At 37.5% G+C, this 19,165-nt stretch carries 18 protein-coding genes and 2 tRNA genes; 11 read left to right on the top strand and 9 right to left on the bottom strand.

Features of this window, described 5'->3' with window-relative positions; genetic code table 11:
• The 7 genes from GXZ13_00710 to GXZ13_00680 all read left to right on the top strand — a co-directional run.
• Positions 1-1,547: hypothetical protein (locus GXZ13_00710; GenBank protein ID NLX74366.1), on the top strand; the 1,547-nt coding region annotated here is incomplete at its 5' end.
• Positions 1,548-1,549: 2 nt separating this feature from the next.
• Positions 1,550-2,113 carry a bifunctional adenosylcobinamide kinase/adenosylcobinamide-phosphate guanylyltransferase gene (gene cobU / locus GXZ13_00705; GenBank protein ID NLX74365.1) on the top strand — a complete coding sequence of 188 codons (564 nt, stop codon included), beginning with the start codon at positions 1,550-1,552 and terminating at the stop codon, positions 2,111-2,113.
• 47 nt (positions 2,114-2,160) lie between these two features.
• Positions 2,161-2,967, top strand: a complete 807-nt coding sequence (locus tag GXZ13_00700) for an adenosylcobinamide-GDP ribazoletransferase (protein ID NLX74364.1) — start codon at positions 2,161-2,163, stop codon at positions 2,965-2,967.
• Positions 2,964-3,773 (top strand): HAD family phosphatase, encoded by an 810-nt coding sequence (locus GXZ13_00695; GenBank protein NLX74363.1) that lies wholly within the window; start codon positions 2,964-2,966, stop codon positions 3,771-3,773. The genes GXZ13_00700 and GXZ13_00695 overlap by 4 nt, the downstream gene beginning before the upstream one ends.
• 50 nt (positions 3,774-3,823) lie before the next feature.
• Positions 3,824-4,696 carry a methylenetetrahydrofolate reductase [NAD(P)H] gene (gene metF, locus GXZ13_00690; GenBank protein NLX74362.1) on the top strand — a complete coding sequence of 291 codons (873 nt, stop codon included), beginning with the start codon at positions 3,824-3,826 and terminating at the stop codon, positions 4,694-4,696.
• Positions 4,689-5,366 (top strand): hypothetical protein, encoded by a 678-nt coding sequence (locus tag GXZ13_00685; protein NLX74361.1) that lies wholly within the window; start codon positions 4,689-4,691, stop codon positions 5,364-5,366. The genes metF and GXZ13_00685 overlap by 8 nt, the downstream gene beginning before the upstream one ends.
• Before the next feature lie 28 nt (positions 5,367-5,394).
• On the top strand, positions 5,395-7,716 hold the full coding sequence (locus GXZ13_00680; protein NLX74360.1) for a dihydropteroate synthase: 2,322 nt from the start codon (positions 5,395-5,397) through the stop codon (positions 7,714-7,716).
• Between the two features lie 61 nt (positions 7,717-7,777).
• On the opposite strand, the gene GXZ13_00675 is transcribed toward GXZ13_00680, so the two are convergent.
• The gene (locus GXZ13_00675; GenBank protein ID NLX74359.1) at positions 7,778-9,055 is read right to left on the bottom strand and encodes a tetratricopeptide repeat protein; all 1,278 of its coding nucleotides are present in this window, start codon (positions 9,053-9,055) and stop codon (positions 7,778-7,780) included.
• A gap of 214 nt (positions 9,056-9,269) precedes the next feature.
• On the opposite strand from GXZ13_00675, the gene GXZ13_00670 reads away from it, so the two are divergent.
• Both GXZ13_00670 and GXZ13_00665 read left to right on the top strand, forming a co-directional pair.
• Positions 9,270-10,166, top strand: a complete 897-nt coding sequence (locus GXZ13_00670; GenBank protein ID NLX74358.1) for a DUF2156 domain-containing protein — start codon at positions 9,270-9,272, stop codon at positions 10,164-10,166.
• Between the two features lie 24 nt (positions 10,167-10,190).
• On the top strand, positions 10,191-10,832 hold the full coding sequence (locus GXZ13_00665) for a cyclase family protein (protein NLX74357.1): 642 nt from the start codon (positions 10,191-10,193) through the stop codon (positions 10,830-10,832).
• Positions 10,833-10,914: 82 nt separating this feature from the next.
• On the opposite strand, the gene GXZ13_00660 is transcribed toward GXZ13_00665, so the two are convergent.
• The 5 genes from GXZ13_00660 to GXZ13_00640 all read right to left on the bottom strand — a co-directional run bounded on the left by GXZ13_00660 (position 10,915) and on the right by GXZ13_00640 (position 14,489).
• Positions 10,915-13,245: a hypothetical protein gene (locus GXZ13_00660; protein ID NLX74356.1), complete on the bottom strand. Its 2,331-nt coding sequence runs from the start codon at positions 13,243-13,245 to the stop codon at positions 10,915-10,917.
• Positions 13,245-13,640 (bottom strand): hypothetical protein, encoded by a 396-nt coding sequence (locus tag GXZ13_00655; GenBank protein ID NLX74355.1) that lies wholly within the window; start codon positions 13,638-13,640, stop codon positions 13,245-13,247. The genes GXZ13_00660 and GXZ13_00655 overlap by 1 nt, the downstream gene beginning before the upstream one ends.
• On the bottom strand, positions 13,637-14,098 hold the full coding sequence (locus GXZ13_00650; protein ID NLX74354.1) for a hypothetical protein: 462 nt from the start codon (positions 14,096-14,098) through the stop codon (positions 13,637-13,639). The genes GXZ13_00655 and GXZ13_00650 overlap by 4 nt, the downstream gene beginning before the upstream one ends.
• Positions 14,099-14,292: 194 nt before the next feature.
• Positions 14,293-14,368: transfer RNA gene (locus GXZ13_00645), tRNA-Thr, on the bottom strand.
• 35 nt (positions 14,369-14,403) lie between these two features.
• Positions 14,404-14,489: transfer RNA gene (locus GXZ13_00640), tRNA-Tyr, on the bottom strand.
• Positions 14,490-14,706: 217 nt separating this feature from the next.
• On the opposite strand from GXZ13_00640, the gene GXZ13_00635 reads away from it, so the two are divergent.
• A complete protein-coding gene (locus tag GXZ13_00635; protein ID NLX74353.1) occupies positions 14,707-15,606 on the top strand; it encodes a DMT family transporter in 900 nt (299 codons plus the stop codon).
• 114 nt (positions 15,607-15,720) lie between these two features.
• Positions 15,721-16,515, top strand: a complete 795-nt coding sequence (locus GXZ13_00630) for an HAD family hydrolase (protein NLX74352.1) — start codon at positions 15,721-15,723, stop codon at positions 16,513-16,515.
• 90 nt (positions 16,516-16,605) lie between these two features.
• Here GXZ13_00630 and xth read toward each other — a convergent pair whose 3' ends face one another.
• The 3 genes from xth to GXZ13_00615 form a co-directional block, all read right to left on the bottom strand.
• Complete coding sequence (xth, locus tag GXZ13_00625; GenBank protein NLX74351.1) at positions 16,606-17,415, bottom strand: exodeoxyribonuclease III; 810 nt, start codon at positions 17,413-17,415, stop codon at positions 16,606-16,608.
• A gap of 87 nt (positions 17,416-17,502) precedes the next feature.
• Complete coding sequence (locus GXZ13_00620) at positions 17,503-18,342, bottom strand: M48 family metalloprotease (GenBank protein NLX74350.1); 840 nt, start codon at positions 18,340-18,342, stop codon at positions 17,503-17,505.
• Positions 18,343-18,440: 98 nt separating this feature from the next.
• The coding region (locus tag GXZ13_00615; GenBank protein ID NLX74349.1) for a Ppx/GppA family phosphatase at positions 18,441-19,165 on the bottom strand (725 nt) is incomplete at its 5' end.

Genomic DNA, 19,165 nt, shown 5'->3' with positions numbered 1-19,165 from the left:
ATGTGTCTATAAACAATGTTTATGCAAAGTTTTTGCACGGCAATGCTAAGATAAACGGAAAAATTACTCTAGCTAATAAAGTTACATCTGCAGAAGACGCTGTCCTTGACCTAAAAATTCTGACGGACGAATTAAATTTATACGAACTTCTTAGAAAACACCTCCCATCTGTAAGAGGCGTTCAGGGGTTATTGAAAAGCGAAATACATGTTAAAGGGCCTGCATCTACTCCAACTTTTTCTGGAGTGGCAACGTTGGAACCCCTTAGGTACCGTGATTTCTTACTTCCTGAAGTTTCTTTTGATTTTAACGCAGACCATAAGAACATAGACATTTCGAATGCAAAAGCTTCTTTAAAAGACGGATCTATAAGTGGTTCCGGTAAAATATATAAAAAAAATGAAAGCTGGGAAACTCTGTTAAACGTAGAAGGCGATAGAGTTGACCTTAGACAGTTCGGAGCCTATCTCCCTGAAAAAGTAAGAGACAGACTGGGAGGTCGTGCCAGTTTTGAACTGCACGGCGATGGTAAACTTGGCAATTTTACCGGTAAAGGACAAATTAAATCCAACTGGCTAAGAGTCATGGGTATTAAGTTTACAAATTTAAATGCTCCCTTTTATATAGCAGACGGATATGCATTTATTGAAGACGTAAATACTGACATGAACGGCGGAATTTTGTCCGGCGGTATTGCCGTAGATCTTAAAAAGAACGTCTGGGGGGGAATGTTAACGGCACTTGATATTAATATAGACTCAACTGTTAAGCAGTTTCTTCCCAATATCAAGGGAGAAATAACAGGGAAAGCTGACTTAAAAATAAGAGGCCAGGGTGAGACAGGAAGGCTTAGTACGGTGAATGGAAGCGGTGTCATAATAATGAAAGACGGTTCTATCTCCGAATTTGATGCGGTAGAAGCGGCCATGAAATATACATCAGGTAACCCGTTAAGATTTGAATCTGTGCAAGCAACCTTTACTTTTGACGGAGGAAATATTGCCATTCTTCCCGGCAGTCAAGCTTTAGCTCCGGAGGGAGACCCCGTATATCGCTATGTCATGCTCGACGGGCTGGTTAATAATAAGCAAGAGGTTGCACTTTTTGCAATGGGGAAAGTCAATATTAGAGCGTTAAACGCTCTCTTGGGAGCATTGCAAGGAGTGATAAGTGTCGGTACCGATCTCACTTCAGATAACTTGGATAAAAATGAACTGCTTAAAAACTTTCTTGGAGGTGTATTATCAGGCTACACTCGCAATGAATTCAGTTTTATTACAATGAATATTAATGGAAAAATTGGAGCATTGCAGTATAGCAACGTCAAAGTTGACAAAAATACCACAAAACCCGGCACCTCGAAAAATATTCCTAAATCGGATAGCGACCCAGAGGAGAAAACTATTCTAGACGGCAATACTAAAATAAAAATTAATTTTGAAATTCCCGTTGGCCCAGGCAAAAGCAAGACTCCAGATAATATAAAGGACAAAGTTGTTGAACAGACACTGGAAAATTTGTTAAACAACTTGAACTTCGGTCTTTAATCATGAATCCTCGTATAACTTTAATTCTGGGTGGGGCAAGAAGTGGGAAAAGTTCTTTTGCAGAGCTATTAGCATTAAAGTCTAATGACAAAGTAACTTATCTCGCTACGGCAGAGACAAAAGACTCTGAGATGTTGAAACGAGTAGAAATACACAAGAAAAGACGTCCTCAAGAATGGGATACTTGGGAGGGAGATCTTACTACTCTTCCCTCTGTGATAGCTTCTCTTTCCGGAGTTTTACTGCTCGACTGTTTGACTATGTGGTTAACTCGATTTTTTCTAGAAAACGATCTTTCTGAAAAAGGTGATGAAGAAAGCTGGCTCAAGAGAGAGGAAGAGATCAGAACCCTTACTGAAAAATTGTGCAATGCACCTAAAGGGAACACTCACCTAATCATAGTAAGCAATGAAGTTGGCTTTGGTCTTGTTCCACCTTATATAATGGGCAGAAGATTCCGCGACCTTCAAGGAAGAATAAATCAGCTCGTGGCATCGAAAGCAGACAATGTTGCACTAGTCGTTGCGGGCTGTCCTCTTTGGATAAAAGGAAAAGAGGCCTTATAATATTAGTCTTTACAAACAATATGATTTAAATGAGGTGTAAATAATAGATGAAAAAAACTTTTGAAGCTTATATGAGCAAATTAGAGAGCGAAATTCGCAATACTCGCTTTTCTTTTAATTTCTTGTCTCGCTTTGTGGTTATATGGACTTTATTAACACGTATTCCCCTACCTAAACGTTTTTGGCCGGAAGAAAATATTCAAGGCAAAGATGCGCTCGTTCTTTCTCCGATTGTCGGAGGCATAATTGGCATGCTAACAGCCATGATTGTTCTCTTTTTTTCCCTTTTACGTATCGGAAATCTTCCTGCAGCGTGGATTGGAGCAGCATTTTATGTTCTTTCAGGCTGGGCTATGCATCTTGACGGCTGGAGTGATCTTTGGGACGGGTTGGGTTCTGGAAGAAGCAAAGAAGAGCTTCGCTCTGTGATAAAAGACAGCTGTCTCGGCTCTTATGGGGTTATCGGATTAATTTTAGCACTAGCTCTTTGGACAACCTTGCTTGCTTCCGTGCCAAACACGCAAAAAATAGCCGCACTGATGGTTGCCGCTTCAACAGGAAGATTTGCAATGTGTGTCGCAGCCTTAAAAGGTGAATATCCCTGGGAAAAAGGCCTGGCAAAAGGATGGGTGGATGGGTTTGAGGGATATGACATTTTTCTCTCCTTTATCTGTTCTCTTTTTTTCATGCCCATTGCTCCGCTCTCTTGGCTTATTTCAATGTTTTTAGCCTCAATCTCCTCCTATTTTTTAGCTGTGCACATGAACAAAAAGCTTGGTGGAGTTAATGGCGATGTGCTTGGTGCAGTCGCTGTTTTGGGAGAGCTGTTATCTCTTCTGGTTTTTGCTCTGTGAGTTTTAAACCAAAACTTATTGTAGTCGATATAGATGGCACAATATTAAATAGTAAGTGTGAATTGAGTGAACGAACGAAAAATGCATTGCAAAAAGCTATTGAACAAAATATAAATATAATCGTAGCAACAGGCCGAATGTATACCTCAGCCTTACCTGTATTAAAGAAAGCAGGAATACATCTTCCATCTATTTTTTTTGATGGGGCTCTTATACGCAATCCTAAAACTGACGAAACCCTTTATGAAAAAGGGTTGGGCGAGAAACTAACAGCAGAAATAATGGATTTCTATTATGCAAACGGATGGTATTTACAATCTTATTTTAACGACAACCTATACGTTGTCGACAATAATGATCCAAGATGTAAATATTATGAAAGTATTGCTAAAATTGATGCCATACCTTTGGGAGATGATTTCTGGAGCTTTTACGTAAACTCTTCCAAACTTTTAGGGATTGAACAGGACTTTTTAATGCTCGAGGAAAAGCTTGAATTAACAAGAGAAAAATTTGGTGAGCGAATCTACTCCGTAAAATCATGGGGGACTTTTATTGAGATGGTCCATCCTGAGGTGAACAAAGCCGCTGCTCTGGCAATATTAGCTAAAGAGATGGGAATCCATCGTAAAGATGTTTTGGCTATTGGTGACAGTGAAAACGATTTAGAAATGCTTGAATGGGCAGGACACGGCGTTGCAATGGGAAATTCAGAAAACCATGTAAAAAGTATGGCAGACGAAATAACTCTTGACAATGATAAAGATGGTGCCGCAAGAATCATTGAAAAATATCTGAGGATTTAACCGTTACCTGTAAAATTCAAAATATCATCACTTGTTTTGGAGGCGCATTTATGAAAAAATTCTCCGAGCTTAAAGCTCCTACGTTATCATTTGAAATTTTTCCACCAAAAGGAACTGGTAAGCTTGACAGTATATTTTCTACTGTAGACGCTCTTGTTAGTTTGGACCCTGACCTTATAAGCGTCACATATGGTGCCGGTGGTACAAGTAGAGAAAACACCGTTGAAATTGCTTCCAAAATACAAAACTTACACTCCCTCCCGGCTACAGCCCATTTAACCTGTGTGGGAAGTACGAAAGAGGACATGAAGTGCATCCTAACCAATCTTCGCGACAAAGGGATTAGAAATATATTAGCTCTTCGCGGAGATTTAGCTGATGATGGAACCCTAACAGATTTCTATTACGCTTCTGACCTTATCAAGTTTATAAAATCGGAATTTGACTTCACTATTTTTGCTGCCTGTTACCCCGAAAAACATATTGAAGCACCCTCTATGGAAGAGGATTTGCTTAATCTAAAAAGAAAAGTTGATTGTGGGGTAGATGCTCTAATCTCTCAGCTTTTTTTCGACAATAACTTTTTTTATGATTTCCGAGATAACGCACGAAAGATCGGAATAAAAATTCCAATAATTGCGGGTATTATGCCGATTACGTCTGCATCACAGATAAATAGAATGGCGAATTTGTGCGGTGCTTCTATTCCGACAAAAGTACAAAGAATAATAGCTGCATATAGTCATAATGGAATGGCAATGAGAGAAGCAGGGCTCGCTTATGCAACGAATCAAATAGTTGACCTCCTTGCAAATGGGGTGGATGGAATCCATTTATACACAATGAATCAACCTACGCTTGCTAAAACAATATCAGAAAGCATTCGCGGAATATTATATTCTTTGAGAGGTAAACGTGAATAACTTCTACCCTTTCGTACTAAAAGAAACGTTGCGTTTACTTTCAATGCAAAAGCAAACGGCCGATGTCACTTTTTTAAACAAAGTGGAAGAACTGTATGAAAAGTTAATTGCTTCCGCAGCGCCTAAATCACTTTCTGCTCGTGTTCCAGTAACGATTAAGAACGATACTGTAAAATTCGCTTCTTATACAGTAAACTCTGAGAGTTTAGCCAAATTATTAAAGAATTGTAGTTTTTGCTTGTTAATTGCAACCACACTGGGATCGAATGTCGATACACTGATATCGCGAACTCAGATAGAAGATATGTCCGATGCTGTTATTCTTGACGCCCTTGCTTCATCACTTGCAGACTTACTTTGTGACATGGAAGAAGCATCTGAAGCAAAAAAACTTTCGGAAAATGAATATTTAACCATGCGCTTTAGTCCCGGATATGGAGACGTTCCTCTCATTGCATCTGAAGGAATACTTGAAATATTAAATGCTAAAAAGAGGATAGGCATGGGATTAACAGAATCATCAATGCTCATTCCGATAAAATCAGTAACTGCTTTTATCGGAATATCTGACAGAAAAGAACATCGCGGATTATCATGTGATAGTTGTTCCATTGCAGATCGTTGCTTATATAGAAAAAGGGGGGATTTTTGTGGCATTCGAAATAAATAATGACAAGGTATTAATTTTAGATGGGGCCATGGGTACTATGCTACAAAAAAGAGGCCTTAAAGTAGGAGAAATCCCCGAACTACTTAATTTTACTGCACCTGACATCATAGAAGAAATTCACACAGAATATCTCGATGCAGGGGCGGACGTAATACTTACAAACAGCTTCGGAGCAAATCGTTTCAAAGCTAAAAAAATAGGGCGCTCCGTAGAAGAAATAGTTGTAGCATCTGTCAACATCGCGAAGAAAGCCATAGCCGGAAGAAAAGATAAATTTATCGCTCTCGATGTTGCTCCGTGCGGAAAAGTGTTGGCTCCTGCAGGCGATCTATCATTTGAAGATGCTGTAGATATATTCGCAGAAATAGTAACTGCCGGTGAAAAAGCAGGTGCTGACTATATACATTTTGAAACCTTCACAGATCTCTATGAGTTAAAAGCTGCCATTATAGCTGCGAAAGAAAATTCAAAGCTCCCCATTGTCGCAACTATGAGCTTTGAAGAAAATGGAAATACTTTTTTTGGTGCCACTGTAAAATCCATGGTTATTACGTTAGAGGCTCTTGGGGTCGTGGCACTCGGAGTAAACTGTTCTCTCGGTCCCAAACAACTTTCCTCCATAGTAAATGAGTTGCTTGAGTTCTCTTCTGTACCAGTTTTTATAAAGCCAAATGCAGGACTGCCTATCATAAGAGGGGAAGAAATTCAATACGACATAACAGCAGAAGAGTTTGCTTCATATATGAAAGATTATGCTCTTTTAGGAGTCAGAGCAGTTGGTGGTTGCTGCGGGACTAACCCTGAATATATAAAACTTCTAAAGAAAGATCTTAGTAAAATTAAACCGAAACCCATATCATTTAAAAACTTTACCGCTATCTGCTCTCCTTCAAAACAGGTGTTTTTTGGGAAAGACATTGCCCTAATTGGCGAACGCCTCAACCCAACAGGAAGAAAAACACTTCAAGCGGCAATAAGAGAGGGCAATATTGACTTTATTCTAAAAGACGCGATAAAACAACAGGAACAAGGAGCTAATCTGCTTGATGTAAATATGGGATTACCCGACATAGACGAACCTCATATGCTGTCCAAGGTTGTTAAAGAAATACAAGCCATATTAGATTTACCGCTTCAAATCGACTCTTCAAATTATGACGCATTAGAGAGTGCCGCCCGTATTTATAATGGCAAACCCATAATAAACTCTGTTAACGCTAAAAAAGAATCTCTTGATAAAATTTTGCCTATAGTGAAAAAATATGGTTGTGCCATCCTAGGGTTGACCTTGGACGATAGCGGCATTCCTGAAACTGCAGAAGAAAGAGTCGCGATAGCAGAAAAAATAATAAATACTGCAAAAAAATTAGGCATCCCATCAAAAGACATCCTAATTGACTGCCTTGTTATGACAGCTTCTGCTCAGCAGAAACAAGCATCTGAAACACTAAAAGCTGTTCGTCTTGTGAAAGAAAAACTTAAAGTAAAAACTGTCCTAGGTGTCAGCAACGTATCCTTTGGACTTCCCAATCGCCCATTGCTGAATCGAACCATGCTTGCGATGGCACTTACACAAGGACTAGATGCCCCGATAATGAATCCTGGAGACATAGACATGTCCGAAACTGTTGCCGCTTTTCGCACACTTACAGCAAAAGACAACAACTCTGAACAGTACATAAATAAATTTTCAGAACAAGCTCCAAAAAATAATAAGATAGAACAAAATGAATCTCTACCTCTGCCTTATGCAATAACTCACGGGCTAAAAAAAGAAGCGGAGGAAGCTACAAAGTCTTTGCTTGAAAAGAAAAAACCGTTGGATATAATTGAGAATGTAATTATTCCTGCTTTGAACTTAGTCGGAGAAAATTATGAAAACAACAATATTTTTCTGCCTCAGTTAATAAAATCAGCAGAAGCAGCCAAATCGTCATTTGAACTTCTGCGCTCTGTTCTTTCTAAAAACGATTCTCTTGCAATAACTCAAAGAAAAAAAATAGTCCTTGCCACCGTGCATGGGGATATTCACGACATAGGCAAAAATATTGTCAAAATTATCATGGAAAACTATAACTTCGATGTAATTGATTTGGGCAAAGATGTTCCTCCTGAAACAGTTTTACAAGCGGTAAAAACAAGTGGGACATCCATTGTGGGACTTAGTGCTCTAATGACTACAACGGTAGCATCAATGAAGAAAACCATTGAACTACTCAGAAGTGAGTGCCCCGCCGTAAAAATAATAGTAGGAGGAGCAGTTCTTTCTCCATATTTGGCAAATCATGTTGGAGCAGACTGTTATGCAAAAGATGCAATGGAGGGAGTAAGAGCAGCAGAAAAGTTTTAGCCTACTAATTATTTTTCTGTTTTTGATAAACTGTTTCAAGAGTGTTACAAGAAGATATGATCTATTTGATAGAGCCTACTTTATTGAAATCCATTTCGTTAAACTGAGATCTCTTTCCTTTGTGAAGACGGAGTTTTCTATGTTTTGTTCCTATTCCGCTTTTATCATTCTTTCTAGCATAAAAGGTCAGCCCGCCGCCATCTATTATATAGGTTGCCATTCCATTTTTTATTTCTCCACTTTTCATTACGTTGCTAGAATTCTTTGTTAGTAAGAAATTAGATATGCCTAATCCTTTTTCTGTTTTATACTTGTCGGAGGCAGTTTCAACTTCTACAACCCTTCCATTCACAAAAACTATTGACACAGCTCTATGTCGAAAATCTTTTTTGTTGTATACCCATGTTTCTACATCAGTTTTTTTAAAATTTGATTTCTCTTGGAATTTTGAGAAAAACTTTTTGTTAGGTTCTCCAAGATTTTTTTTGACTCTATCTTTCGTATCATCCAATGAAATATATCCCATCGATTTTCCTGGCATTATAACGAGTTTGCTATTGCCAGGATGACCCATCATAATTTTAGCTGCCAATGCACCATGTTCCCCTCGTTTATCAGAAGACACTTTTTTTGAATATCGTTCATATGCTTCAACTGCTTTTTCATATGCACGTAAATTTATCAACTTTTTCCCGGTTGAAAGCAATGCCTCTGTGTCATTGGTATATTTTGCAAAATTAGATAATGCTTCTATTGCACCGTTTCTATCTCCGCTTGTTATTTTTATTTTTGATGTTAAATTCCATAAATCCGCATTTTTCCTATCCTTCTTGGTGGCGTTTTCCAGAACACTTAATGCTTTCTCTTTATCTCCGTTTTCTAGATATAGCCAACCAAGTCGAATTGTTGCTCTTGTGTCGTTTGGCAATATTTCTAAATGCTTTTCATAATATTGAATGGCATCTTTTGTTTTGTTCATCATTTCAAAACAAAAAGCGATTTGATAAAGAACATCTTTTCGTTCCGGACGTAGTTTTAAAACTTTCAGAAAATGTTCAACCGCATAGTTATATTCTTGTTGTTTAAAAAGAATCGTTCCCGCCTGATAATGTTTTTCCGGCAAAACAGTTGATCTATAATATAGAATTCCACCAACTACAAACAAAAAGATTACTAGCGTGCTTAATATAATAAAAAGAGATTTGGGTAGCGGAGGACGCTGTTCTTTTTTCAAAACCCACTGTTTTTCTTCCTCTGTCGTTCCAATCTGTTCTTCTGTTGCTATATTAGGGCACATATTTTTTTTATCTTTTCTTCTTAAGTCCTCAAGCTTGGACATTTGTCTTTACACTACCCTTCCCAAAATAATGATTATCTATTGTTATATAACTCATAAATTCAAGCAAATATTATACAGTATATAGGTGCTTTTACTATGATATATTTTACCAACTTGTTATACAATACTTATTTAGTTTGGCTTTTCTTCCCCATATAAGCCATTTTTCAACATAAAATATGCCTTATATGGCAAATGATACGGAGGCGCTTTTTTGCTTTTAAATTTTAAAGAAATAGAACTTGGCGATATTAATTTTTTTTCTAAATACTGGCGACAAATGGACCAGATTAATTCCGGTTATTGTTTCCCCGTTCTTTGGGGATGGAACGAGGATTATGTCTGCAGTCTTGCTCCTGACGAAGAACTCGATCTTTTATGGATAAAACAAGCTACCCCCAATCCAGTAACACTGGCTCCTCTTGGAAATTGGCATCAAGAAAACTGGAAAAAAATAATTTTGGACCGCTTTGGTAAAAATATGGATTTTTATTATGTTCCTGAAGGGCTTCTTAAAATTTGGCAAAAACAATTTGGAGAATCCATTGAGATTGAAGAATTTCGCGGCGGGTGGGATTATCTTTATGACATCAAAAAACTTGCGACGCTCTCAGGAAACGCATATATGAAAAAACGAAATCGCGTTAATCAGTTTCGGAAAGCTTACAAGTATAATTATATCGAAATTACAGATGCAATAACATCAGAAGTTATGGATTTTCAACTCTCTTGGTGCCAAGCAAATCACTGTGCCGACGTAATAGGATTGAAAAGAGAGTGTCGTGCCATAAAAAGAATTTTAGAGAACTGGAACAATCTTCCTAATTTATGTGGCGGTGTAATTAAAGTAAACGATAATATTGCGGCTTACACGATAGGGGAACTTTCCGGAGAAACATTATTTGTCCATTTTGAAAAAGCCAGCTTAGAATATAATTCAGGTTACCAAATAATCAACAGAGACTTTTTAGCAAATACATTAAAAAAATACCCGGAATTAAAAATAGTAAACAGAGAAGAAGATTTAAATGACCCCGGCCTAAGAGAAGCAAAAATGTCTTATTTGCCTATAGATTTTGGAAAAGAATATCATGTCGAAATTAAATTTTAATATTTTTTAAAGGGGCGAAATTTTATGAGAGTGATTGATCTCGGACATCCCATAACAAATAATATGCCAACTTTCCCTGGCGACGAACCCCCTGTTTTAAAAAATCACTCACCTATAGAAAGTGGATATAGATCAACTTCTTTAATTATTAATTCGCACAACGGAACACACATTGACGCACCGGCTCACATATTTAAAGATGGAAAATATTTGGAAGAATATCCTAATGAAATATACTTCGGACTTGGAATTGTAATTGACGCTACTGCCTGCATAGGACGTGAAATAAAACTGGAAGATATCAAAAAAGAGTCTTTAGAAAAAATTGGCTATGTCGATTACGTCTTGTTCCGCACTGATTGGTCAAAAAAATGGGATACTAACCTTTACACCTCAGAATTTCCCGTGCTCTCTGAATCTTTAGCTTATTTTCTTACAACACTTAATATTAAAGCTGTAGGTTTTGACACAATTTCAGCAGATGAAATAGCTTCTGAAGAAATGAAAATACACAAAATTCTTCTTTCTTCTGATATTTTAATTATTGAAAACCTTTGCAATTTGGATAAAGTAGGAGAAGAAGTTTTTTGTCTGACTTGTCTTCCCCTGTCTTTTTCAAATCAAGACGGAAGTCCGACAAGAGTCATGGCCATACTGGAGAATTAAGTATCCTTTAAAATCCTATCTATTTTTTATTATCAAGCTTTGCCTCAAAAAAATTCCATCTAAGCTTGTTTAAGTCAAACAGCTATTCTGAGAAAAGGTTCCGGCTATAAGGAATCCAGTACAGTGTTTGAACGCCATCTTGAGGCCTATGCGCTGCTTTGCTCTCAGCATAGAAACTTAACAACGCCTTATACAGTTTCCCTTCATACCACACAACCGCGCCCTGATCATAGTAAGTCGTGTCCCTATATTTATTATTTAAAATAGGAATAAATTCCGGATGCTGAGTTGTCGACTCAATCAACTTATCTGAATCAAAAGTACTTAAATGCAGATACCCTCCATATTGATAATACCTACCCTTTTTAGGTCTTTTTTCATTGCCTGCGATATCTGCATTGCTTGCCTCTCCTTCTTCTTCTCCGCTCGGATATTTAGCCTCTACGTAATCGGGTTTAACAATATCCTCTGTTACTTCTACCCATTTATTTCTGTCCACAATTTCGCCAGTCGGCCATGAACTTAGCGCAACAGTATTATTTGAAGGCGCGTACATATAAGTTTTCCCATTTGAACCTTTAACCAATGTTCCTAAGCCAAAAAATCTATTACGTGCAGAAAAATAAGGAATTACATCTCTTGGAACCTGTATTGTACCATCCGGCATTATCACTTTATTTGATACATATGTTATGGCATTCCAGATTATTTTAGCCTGATAATGAGGCTCAACTTTTAACGAAGGAGAAGGACGGACTCGTCTATATATCATATTGTCATGAGGATTAAAAACTATATCTCCATAATCATATTTTGTACTTGAATTGTACTCTCTGCAGGTAAAATACTCATAATTTAAGTCAGAAGATAAAAGCATTAAATCGAGCCTACTCCATCCTATTTCAGTGTGATTTTTTAAGCTTTCTCTATACAAAAAATCTGTTCTGCCGGGTGGCATTCCCTGAAAGTCCTTCCATGTCTCTGTGAAAAATGTCTCATCATTCATCATTCTCCACTTGGCAGTACTCTCAGAATAGACATAGCTTGCCTCGTTTTCTTGTTCTCCTAATATTAAGTTTTTGGTCAATTGGTATACATGTCCGTTTTTATATATTACATAATAATAAGAATCGACTTTAAAGCTTATTGATACTAGTTCTTTTGCTGTATTCAATCCTACGGTGAAAAATTCTGTCTCATCAACGAACTCTGAAAAATTAAAATCTTCCAGTACGGAAACAACAAAGCTTGCAAAATTTGTATCTCCTAACGGATCATATACCAGATAGCTGGCTTGATATTTAGGATTACCACCTTCATGCTCAGTCCATTCTGTTTTCGCCTTCGCAAATGTTTCTGAAACATCACCAATTATTTGGTCCAAATATTCTTTTTGTTCTTGTATGGATGACCCTGGTCCTGTACCGGTAAATACCTCTGTGTCTTCAGCTTTATATGGGCGGCCTATACCTGAAGGTCCCTCTGGTAAAATCTTCACTGCATCGCTCCAGCGTTCTGCAACACAGTACCTTAGATAATATGGGCTGATCTCGTATTTCTGGGGGTCTTTATGAGCTGCAAGTCTTACGTGCCTACCTGAAGTGGGGTGGGAGTTAATTATGTTGTCTACAACGACGTCACCCGAAGTAGTAAAAAGCTTTAAATAGCCGGGAGAAGATAAATTGTCTACAAGCTCTGTCGGATCATCTTCATTTTTTGCAACGGCCCAGAAAATATCTCCGTCATTTTCGGGAACCAAGTAGTCAGCAAGAATCATCGTGCTTGTCCATAAGGACTTTCCAGACAACGATTCCATATCAGATGCATTTAATATCTTCACATATGATGAACTTACAAAATATAAAACATTGCCGGTTCCAGAAAAAGAACTCCCCTCTCTTGAAAATTTATTAAAAAGAGCCTTATCCAGAGTCACATTTAACTCGGCTGAAGGTTGTTCTGCATCTTGTGCATGTAAAATTATTTTTAGAATAAAGTAAGAGAGTTCAGGGACAGCACTTGTCACAAAAGGCAAATTGAAGCTCAAAGAGGAAATGTACTCAGAGCCTACCAACTTTGTATCCCCGGAAGAATTTCTATAAGTTACAGAGCCATCTTTCAAAAATAAATAATATTCATTGTCTTCTAATTCACTCGATGCCGGAATAGCAGCCATATCAGCGATATTAAGCACTTTCATCTCACTTGCTATATTAAGCTTTGGAGCAATTTTGCTGTTAAAGGAATCAATTGTGAAGCGTGTCCCCGTTATTATCCGACTGTGAGCGGCAGTTTTTGAAAATAAATCAACCCCGACTCTTATGCCAAAGGCAATAGAAGCAAAGACAATTGCAGAAATAAAAAGTCCGATAAATAATTCTACAAGGGTAATTCCCTTAAAACGTTTTTTCATCACGGTTTCCTCTCTATCACATAGAAAGTTGACGTTCTTTTAATGGGTAATTTATATCTAAACTTCGTGATGAGAAGAGATGAATTCCCAATGAGAAGAGATGAATCACCAATATTGGTGACAACGTCTATCTGTTCCCCATTATGTTCTATTTTTTGATTTATCGGGCTGATTGGTGTTCCAGAATGACTCGAAGTCACATCTATTCTCATATTTCTGTCCATTAGATATTCTTCGGGCAAATTAGCAAGTTTTTGTTCTTTTATAGTGTTCTGTCCGGCATCAATAATTATCCTTGCGCCAAAAGTTAAGGATAATGCAAGAGCCAATAATCCTACGGTGAAAATAAGCATAGACACAATGGCCTCTACAAGAAAAGATCCTCTTCGTCTCATTTTTTTATGCTCCATCTGACAGTTTTCGGGGTTGCCTTCATGTCTATTCTGGCTGTTACTCCCCTATATTTATCCTGTTCATACGCTGTTACTGTGACAAAAACTACAATGGAAAGAACTCCCTGTATTTTAACCTCTACTTCGTTTAAAATCCCTGTCTCTGGATCATCGATTACTGTAGTTTTTTCAGAAAAAACGCCATTTTCGATGGCGGCTGCATCTCCAAAATATTCTGGTTCCAAAATAATAGCTTCTGCCACTGTGCTTGCCGTAGAGCGTGCAATATGAGTGAGTCTAGAGGTCATTGTCCCCTTCCCGCGCCATATTTCATTGTGTGTTATCTGAGAAGCTACGTTTATGGCAATTGCAGATAACATTGATAGAATCAAAAAGCCTGATAGCACAATCATTAGCAACGATGCACCTCTGTGTTTCATGCGAAAGCTAGTTTTGCTCACCCAAATTCACCTCTTTAACACCGCCATGCTTTTATTTTGTGTTAATTATAACTTAAAAGGATGTTTTTTAAAAAGATGACTAACAATGCACTTCTTTTTTGTTTATTTAGATAATTATAAAATTAATATAATCTCAAATAATTTATGTAAATAAAAAGTGCCACGCTTTTATCAAGCGTGGCACTGTGTCTTCATGGAGCCGTCTCCCGGATTTGAACCGGGGACCCCATCCTTACCATGGATGTGCTCTACCTACTGAGCTAAGACGGCACCGGTTAAAAATATTTAATAAAACTATAAAAAAATGGTGGTAGAAGTTGGATTTGAACCAACGTAGGCTCTCGCCGGCAGATTTACAGTCTGCAGCCATTGACCACTCGGCCATTCTACCACTCAGTTGTAACAGTAACGCTGTTTATTGCAGTTACGAGCAAATATTCTACATTATATAGATATTTTGTCAAGAGTCAGCATAAATTGCCAAGATATTTTAGCTAAATCGAAGACGTCATACTCCTTAAAATTTATTAAATTTAAAAAGTTATTTTACAACTTTTATCTTGAGAGTAGTATATAATTGCTTTTGTATAATAAAAAGGAGCGTTCTTATGAAAATAAAAATTGATAATTTTGATAACAAACCGATACTCTACTCTGCAACTTTTCTTGTAATTCTCATATGGAGTATAACTTTTATCTCAACGAAAACCCTATTAAAATATTTTGCTCCTTTTGAAATCATTTTTTTTCGCTATGTGATTGCTTATCTTGTTTTTTGGATAATTGATCCACATCCTATTATGCCTAAAAACTTTCGTGATGAACTTAGATTTATCGCTTGCGGTCTTTTTGGAGTAAGCATTAATTTTATGCTTGAAAATACAGCCCTAATGTATAGTACGGCTGCTAATGTTAGCTTAATTGTATCTGCAGCACCGATGCTTACAGGAATTGTTGCACATTTTCTCATTAAAGAAAAACTGACTCCTAAATTTCTTATAGGCTGTCTTCTTGCTACTTCAGGGGTCTTTTTAATAGTGTTTAATGGGCGTTTTATTCTTAAATTAAACCCATTGGGAGATCTTCTGGCAATATTTGCAGCTCTCTCATTCTCAATTTTTTCCGTCACTTTAAAGGGCATAGACAGTAGTTATAAAGCCACGCACATTACTAGGAAATCTTTTTTCTATGCATTATTAAGCTTATTTCCATTCCTTTTTACGCCGCTCTTCAAATGGAAGCCAAGCGTTTTTCTTATTCCTGAAGTCTATGGACATCTTCTATTTCTAGGACTGTTCGCATCAGCCCTTTGCTTTCTTTTATGGAATCAAGTTATCCGAAAATTGGGCCCTGTTAAAGCTAATAATTTTATCTATTTTTCTCCTATTCTTACAATGATTTTCGCAGCCATCATACTAGATGAAAAAATAACGATTTATGCTATAGGAGGCGGCTTTTTGATCTTGATGGGAGTTTATATAACGCAACACCAGAAATTATTTAATTAACCTGGCTTGATTATTAGCTATAATCTAATTATAAAAATTGCATTTTTTCTGTACCATGCATTTTGCTAAATATAACCCTGTTTGTAAAAGATAAATTGGAAAGGGGAACGTTATTTGACTAATTTAGACAGACCAGACTCACTTATATTTGATGTGGACGGCGTTTTGCTAAATGTAGAAAAATCCTTTCCAGAAGTAATTCGGCTCTGTGTATTAGAAGGATGGGAAAAATTCTGCGGAGGAGTCTCAGATGGCATAGGATACACAAAAGAACATGAGCGCATCTTAAAAAGACATATTGCTTTTAACGACGACTATGATATTGCATGGACTCTTCTTACGATGTCAGCCTATGAAAACAACTTATCCCTCTCAAAAAGTTTCCCCTCTCCTCAAAAGCTGCAAAAAGAATTAACCTCTTTTTCTGGTACAGTTCCCGGCTGGGTCTTGTCAAAATATGGAGAATTGGTTTCTCGGCTTGAAGTTAGAAAATATTGTAATAACCTTTATTGCGGAACCGAAACCAGGGAAGGTCTTTATAATCTCGAAACACCTATGCTCAGTTGCCACTGGAAAGAACTTCCTTTGCCCGTTGCAATATACACCGGACGTAATTTAATTGAATTCGAATTAGCAAAGAAAAGTCTCAGTTGGCAAGATTTCCCTGTAGAACATGTAATACATTATGACACTGGGATCAAAAAACCTTCATCAGAAGGGTTAGAAGTTTTATGCAGTAAAATGAACTCTTCAAATCCTTACTTCTTTGGCGATACAGCAAGCGATATGATATCCCAAGCAGCTTTTGGCCGCGGTAAATTTATAGCTATAGGGGATCTCTTGCCAGAAGTTGAATTAAGCTTTCCGTCCACAGAAGAAGCATTAAAGGCCCTTTTGATTAATTTATAACAAATAATAAATAATATCATACAAAAACAAGAGCCTCAAAAGCTGATAGAAGCTTATCAGTTTTTGAGGCTCTTGTTAAACTTTCGCTTTTTATGCCTCTTTAAAAGTTGCTATAACAGCAGTGTGATCTGACGGGCGCTCCATCGCGCGGAGATCTCTCGCAACCTCTACATTAGTACAAAGGGCTGCCTGCGATTTCGTTCCAAGTATGTGATCAATTCTCCAGCCAATATTTCTGGACAAAGAATCCTTCACCCTATAATCCCAATATGTAAATTCTCCTTCTCCTGGTCGATGTTGGCGGAAAATATCTACGATTCCCCACGACATTACAGACTGCAAACTCTCTTTGACATCTATATGAAAACAGGGGTGTTCTTTTTTTGACTTCGGGCTTGTTACATCTATATCTGTCATTGCCACATTCAGGTCTCCTACCCACAATAACCTATCTGTTGGCTTATATTCTCTTTCTAGCAGATTTCTTATCCGTTCTAAAAAAGCCAGTTTATAAGGGTAATCTAAGTGTTCTATAGATTTTCCTTGCGGAATATAAGTGTTTAATATGTTCAATTTTCCGAATCTGGCACGAACAACTCGGGCATTCTCGGACTCTTCTGTTGCCGCGTTCTCGAATTTTCCATCTCCAAGTCCAAACTCTACATTTTCTGGAGTCATTTTTGAAACTATAGCAACTCCGTTATATGATTTCATCCCTTTAAAAACCGAATAATATCCCATCTCATCAAAAAAGTCTGTCGGGAAGTTTTCATCTTGGCTTTTTGTTTCCTGAAAGCATATTATTTCCGGAGCTGTTTCTGATGAAAGCCATTTTTCTAATATTGGAATCCTTGTTCTTACCGAGTTAACATTAAATGTGGCAACTTTTAATTGCACCATATCGTGGCTCCTTTTCAAAAATTATGTATTTTTAAAACAGACTAAAACGCTTTCACTTAACTTTTCAATGTTTTTTTCATTACTTCTTTACAGCCTCTTTTTCATTCTCTCTATAGCGGCATTAATATCATAGTGCCCATCTTCAGCATAAACGTTATCCTCTTTTTTCTCTTCTGCTTTTTGCTTTACAATTGGAACATCTGCTGTCTTTGAAGCTTCTACAGATTTTTGCGGGTTTTGAGAAACGCCTTCTGTTTGCCCTGCTGTTTCTCCGGGAAATTCTGTATCTGGAGCTACTTTAAGAATCTCGTTTTTTATATGTAATAATCTGCGCTCATCGGGCGGATGAGAGTTAAACCCGCTCGGTTCGGCTCTTCTCCCACTTGAAGAAAGCCTTTGTAAAGCAGTGTAAAGACCCACAGGATCCTCGCCATTTTTATGAGCAAGACGAACTGCATAATCATCCGCCTCAACCTCCTGTTCACGGCTCCACCCTGCATAAGCTAAATTTGCGCCAACATTAACTGCCGTTGAAGCAACACTTCCGCCTAAAGAACTCCCAAAAAGCCTTTCCAATAACAGCGAGGCAACTGAAAGACCGGTTGCTTTATTTACTGTAGATTGGTGGTGTCCCAACTTGGCGTGCCCCGCTTCATGAGCCAATACCCCATATAGCTCTGAACGCTTCTCCAGTAAATTTAATAACCCTGTTGTAACAGTTACAGAGCTACCATTTGTCACCCACGCATTTGGAGTTTTGTCGTCAGATTTTACAGTAAAAGGAAGTGCCGTTAAATCTGTTGCTGCTGCAACTTTAGCCCAGATTTCTTTTGCATCTTGCTCCGTAAGCTGCGCCTCTGCGAACGGCACAAATAATAGTGAAAATATGGAAAAAAGAAAAAATATCTTTAGTTTTTTATTAAACATTTTCATACCTCCACAAACAAGCAATATAAAATTATACACAAATCCATTTTAACAGCAGACAACTCTTTGTGAATTGGTCATTTCACCTGTTTTTTTACTCAGTAACTTACTCCTTCTATAAATAATGCGTGTCTCAAGCCCTTATCGCTTACAAGAATCTCTTTTGATTTACAGAGTCTCATTATTTCACGAACTATACAGGCACCCGCTAAGATTATCTCCGCTCTTGCTGGATTTAATCCAACTATTTGAGAACGCTCTTCAATGTTTTTTGATGCAAAAAGACTTATTTGCCGCTCTATTTCTTCCAAACTAAGTGGCATCCCTTGAATTTTTGCATCATAAACAGACATTTTTGCCTTTATCGCAGCCATTGTGGTGATGGTTCCTCCTATTCCTATCAGGATTGCACCTTCCTCCGATATCTCTTGTTTGAGAAACTCTTCCCTGATAGCCTTTTGTCCAACCATAAGTTTTTTGGGCGATATTGGAGGCTTTAAAAAATATTTTTCTGTTAATTCAATTGCACCTACATCAACACTTATCTTCCTCTTAATGATACCTTTGTCGCTAAACACAATATCAGAGCTTCCTCCACCCACATCAAGGGTGACAACCTTATTTTTTTGTGCAACCGGGAACCCTGAAAGAACAGATAAAAAAGAAAGACGTGCCTCATCTTCGCCTGAAATAATCTTTAAGTCTATATTGGTTAATTCTTTTAATCTCTTTTGAATAACGTTTTTGTTTTTTGCGCTCCTTATTGCCATGGTTCCCACGATTTTAATATCAATTGCACCGGAAGCTTTCGCCATCTGCACAT

The organism is Synergistaceae bacterium, from assembly GCA_012728235.1.
Lineage (GTDB): Bacteria > Synergistota > Synergistia > Synergistales > Synergistaceae > JAAYFL01.
The sequence above is the reverse complement of the archived record's forward strand: the minus strand, read 5'-3'. Positions and strand labels throughout refer to the sequence as shown.

Coding starts and splice junctions, on each gene's coding strand:
- GXZ13_00620 (NLX74350.1), bottom strand. CDS start 18,342: ATGTTTAATAAAAAACTAAAGATATTTTTTCTTTTTTCCATATTTTCA.
- GXZ13_00655 (NLX74355.1), bottom strand. CDS start 13,640: ATGAGACGAAGAGGATCTTTTCTTGTAGAGGCCATTGTGTCTATGCTT.
- GXZ13_00660 (NLX74356.1), bottom strand. CDS start 13,245: ATGAAAAAACGTTTTAAGGGAATTACCCTTGTAGAATTATTTATCGGA.
- cobU (NLX74365.1), top strand. CDS start 1,550: ATGAATCCTCGTATAACTTTAATTCTGGGTGGGGCAAGAAGTGGGAAA.
- metF (NLX74362.1), top strand. CDS start 3,824: ATGAAAAAATTCTCCGAGCTTAAAGCTCCTACGTTATCATTTGAAATT.
- GXZ13_00680 (NLX74360.1), top strand. CDS start 5,395: ATGGGTACTATGCTACAAAAAAGAGGCCTTAAAGTAGGAGAAATCCCC.
- GXZ13_00700 (NLX74364.1), top strand. CDS start 2,161: ATGAAAAAAACTTTTGAAGCTTATATGAGCAAATTAGAGAGCGAAATT.
- GXZ13_00665 (NLX74357.1), top strand. CDS start 10,191: ATGAGAGTGATTGATCTCGGACATCCCATAACAAATAATATGCCAACT.
- xth (NLX74351.1), bottom strand. CDS start 17,415: ATGGTGCAATTAAAAGTTGCCACATTTAATGTTAACTCGGTAAGAACA.
- GXZ13_00675 (NLX74359.1), bottom strand. CDS start 9,055: ATGTCCAAGCTTGAGGACTTAAGAAGAAAAGATAAAAAAAATATGTGC.
- GXZ13_00635 (NLX74353.1), top strand. CDS start 14,707: ATGAAAATAAAAATTGATAATTTTGATAACAAACCGATACTCTACTCT.